A 3,668-nucleotide genomic window follows, 5' to 3' on the forward strand; every position below is an offset into this window, starting at 1 on the left:
GAGAGGCACCCCCCCCCCACCCCACCCCCCCCACCGCCCCCCCCTCCACTCCCCCCCCCCCCCCCCCCCCCCCCCCCCCCCCCCCCCCCCCCCCCCCCCCCCCCCCCCACCCCCGTTTGCGTTTCCTGACCGCTTCCGACCAGGCCGTATCGGTCTCTTTCGTTCCGACAGGGAAACGCTCGGCCGGATGGTCGGTCTGTCGTACGACCCCTCATACCAGAGCGGGACGCTCCCCGGGGGACTTTGACGACTGCCCACCACAGTGGATGCGCGGGCAACTACTGTGAGTGTCCGTCGGGCGACGCGCGGCCGGATTCACCGGTCCCGCCGGCCGACGCCGCGATCGCGCGTGCCCGCATCGACACATGCCCGCCGCGCGCACCGCACGAGGACCCCAGGCCCGACGGACCCGTACGAGGACGCAGATGTCTCACCTCCGCGCAGCGGCCGCCCACGCCGACCGTCGCGAGGGCGGCCGGCACGGGCGACCGGCCGCCCGACCCGCTCCCGCGCCGCCCGAGACGCGCATACGGCCCCGGTTGCTGCGGCTCGCCGTCCTGCCGCCCCTCGCGGTCGCACTCGGCTGCGGTGCCGCGGTGCTGTTCAGCGTGCGCTCCGCCGGCGACCACGGCCCCCTGCTGTGGGCCGTGGTCGCCGGGGCCGCCGTCGTCACCGTCGCCGCCATCCTGCTCGCCGCCGTGGCCGCCGACCGCACCGCCCGCTCGGTCGCCGACCGCCTGGACGCCCTCAGGCACACCGCCGCACGCGGCGAGGCCGACCTGCACGCCCTGGTCGACGCGCTACGCCAGGGCGGGACCCCGCCCCAGCGCGGCCGACACCACCGGCCACCCGCCGACGCCGACGACTTCGAACTGCTCGCCGCCGACCTGGCCCGGGCGCACGACGGCGCCGTCACCGCCGTCGTACGGGCCGCCCAGCTCTCCAGCCGGACGGGCAGCGAACAGAAACTGGAGGTGTTCGTCAACCTCGCGCGCCGCCTCCAGTCCCTCGTGCACCGCGAGATCTCGATCCTCGACGACCTCGAGAACGACATCGAGGATCCCGACCTGCTCAAGGGCCTCTTCCACGTGGACCACCTGGCCACCCGGATCCGTCGGCACGCCGAGAACCTCGCCGTGCTCGGCGGCGCCGTCTCCCGCCGGCAGTGGAGCAACCCGGTGGGCATGACCGAGGTGCTGCGCTCCGCCATCGCCGAGGTCGAGCAGTACTCCCGGGTCAGACTCGTGCCGCCCATCGACGGCGAACTGCGCGGCCACGCCGTCGCCGACGTCATCCACCTGCTCGCCGAACTCGTCGAGAACGCCACGGTGTTCTCCGCCCCGCACACACAGGTGCTGCTCCGCGCCAGCCTCGTCACCTCCGGGTGCGCCGTGGAGGTCGAGGACCGCGGGCTGGGCATGCCCGTCACCGAGCAGAACCGGATGAACGCCCTGCTCGCCGACCCCGACCAGGTCAACGTGGCCAGCCTGCTGGCCGACGGCCGCATCGGCCTCTACGTCGTCTCCCAGCTCGCCCGCCGCCACGGCATCCGTGTGCGGCTGCAGACCAACATCTACGGCGGTGTGCAGGCCGTACTCGTCATCCCGCAGGCACTGCTGGGGCCGACACGGGACGCGCCGGGCACGGACACGGGCGCGGGCGGGGACACGGCCCCGCGCGAGAGCGCGGCCACGGGCCGGGGCATGGGCGCCGAGGCCGCCCTTGTCACGTGGCCGCGGGTGCCGGTGCCGGTGCCCGCGCCCCGGAAAGCGGGCGGGGGAGCGGCCGAGCCGGGCACCGGGAACCACGCCGGCAGCGAGCCCGCGAACGGTTCCGTGCCCGGGGCCGCTACGCGCACCGGGGCCGGGGCCGGTGGGACCGGTGGCGTGGGAGCCGGAACCGGAACAGGGCGGGGAACGGGCGCCGTTGACGGTTCCGAGGCCGGGAGCGGGGACGGCGCCGCCCGGGCGCCGGGGACCGGGCGGCGGCGGCACGCGCAGCGCGGACCCGGGCGGCACGGGGCCGAGGACGGTACGCGCGGACGACACGGCGGCGCCCCGCCCCCGCTGCCGGTGCGCGGCAGCCGTGCGGCGCGGCCCACCCCCGCCGAGGCCGTGCCCGGTGCCGGCGCCGAGGGCCGGTCGGTGGCGGAGGCCCACACGGACACCCTGCCCAGCCCGCGCGCCGACACGGTGCGCGACGCCCCGGCGGAGAAGCCCCTGCTGCCCCGCAGGCGCGCCCAGGCGCACATCGCGCCCCAATTGCGCGGCGGCCCGGCCCCCCGTCAGAACGCCGACGGCGCCGCCGGCCACGACCCCGGCCTGATGGCCGCCTTCCAGCGCGGAGTCGGGCTCGCCGAGGCCCAGCAGCGACTGGAGTCCGGCCACGAGGAGCCGGGACAGGAGCCGCCGGGCTACGGCGGGCCGGCGCACGAGGAGCCGAGGCACGACGAAGCGGCCTGCGACGCGGCCGATGAGGAACCGGGGCGCGAGCGGGCGGCGCACGAGGAACCGGGGCGCGAGGAAGCGGCCCCCGAGAGGCCGAGGATGGGCAGTGCCTCGTACAGGGCCTACGGGGAAACGGCGTACGCCGCTACCGCGTACGGACACATGGGTTCGGTCCCTATCGACGCCCTGCCCATGGATGCGGCGCACACGGGCTCTCGCACCATGGCCGCCGACCACACGGGCCCGCCCCCCATGGGCGCACCCGGCAGGGCGGCCGACCACACGGGCGGCAGGGCGGCCGACCACATGGGCCCGCCCCACACGGCACCGGAACCCACCGCCTCCGGCCACACGGCTCCCCACCACACAGCCCGCCACCACATGGCCTCGGAGCACACCATCTCCGGACAACCTCCGGCTCCCGCCCCCATAGGCCAGGCCCGCGCCCACGCGCCCGCGCCGGACGGCGTGCGCGGTACCGGCCGAGCCGAGGGAAGCACCCCGGCCGGATGACCGCACCCGCCCCCGCTCCCACACCCGCACGCCGTACCCCCACCCCCAGCGCTCCCGCAGTTTCCCGTACCCCAAGGAGTCGATCCACCATGGCGAGCGACGCGCCGACCGTCCCCGCATCCGACCTCGACTGGCTGCTGAGCGGCCTCGTGCAGCGCGTACCGCACACCACCAGCGCGGTGCTCCTCTCCTCCGACGGGCTGGTGAAGTCCGTGCACGGCCTGGACGCCGACAGCGCCGACCACATGGCGGCCCTGGCCTGCGGCCTGTACTCCCTCGGCCGCAGCGCGGGCGTCCGGTTCGGCGACGGCGGCGCCGTGCGCCAGGTCGTGGTCGAACTCGACGCGACCCTGCTCTTCGTCACCACCGCCGGCTCCGGCACCTGTCTCGCCGTGCTGGCCGGCCGCGAGGCCGACGCCGCGGTGCTCGGCTACGAGATGGCGATGCTGGTCAAGAGCGTGCGCCCCTACCTGGTCACCGCCCCCCGGCAGCAGGCCGCGGGCACCGCGGCGACGAGGCCCTGAGCGTGGCCGCAGCCGGCGACGGGCCCTGGCTGGACGAGGCGGCCGGCCGGCTGGTGGGGGCGGTTCGGGGCCGCGACAGACCCACCCCCCCCCACCCCCCCCCCCCCCCCATGTCCCCCGTGCGGGTCCCCCAAACCCCCCCACCCCGCTCTCCCCGTCCCCAAAACACACACGCCCCCTCCCC

The 3,668-nt window shown here is 76.7% G+C and carries 2 protein-coding genes; both read left to right on the top strand.

The window, feature by feature from the left end; all coding sequences use genetic code 11:
* Positions 1 to 425 precede the first annotated feature (425 nt).
* Positions 426 to 2,960 (top strand): sensor histidine kinase, encoded by a 2,535-nt coding sequence (locus tag ACZ63H_RS38455; RefSeq protein ID WP_469873098.1) that lies wholly within the window; start codon positions 426 to 428, stop codon positions 2,958 to 2,960.
* A gap of 89 nt (positions 2,961 to 3,049) precedes the next feature.
* Positions 3,050 to 3,484 carry a roadblock/LC7 domain-containing protein gene (locus ACZ63H_RS38460; protein WP_469873099.1) on the top strand — a complete coding sequence of 145 codons (435 nt, stop codon included), beginning with the start codon at positions 3,050 to 3,052 and terminating at the stop codon, positions 3,482 to 3,484.
* Positions 3,485 to 3,668: the final 184 nt, after the last annotated feature.

The organism is Streptomyces sp. NPDC104831 (assembly GCF_055583025.1).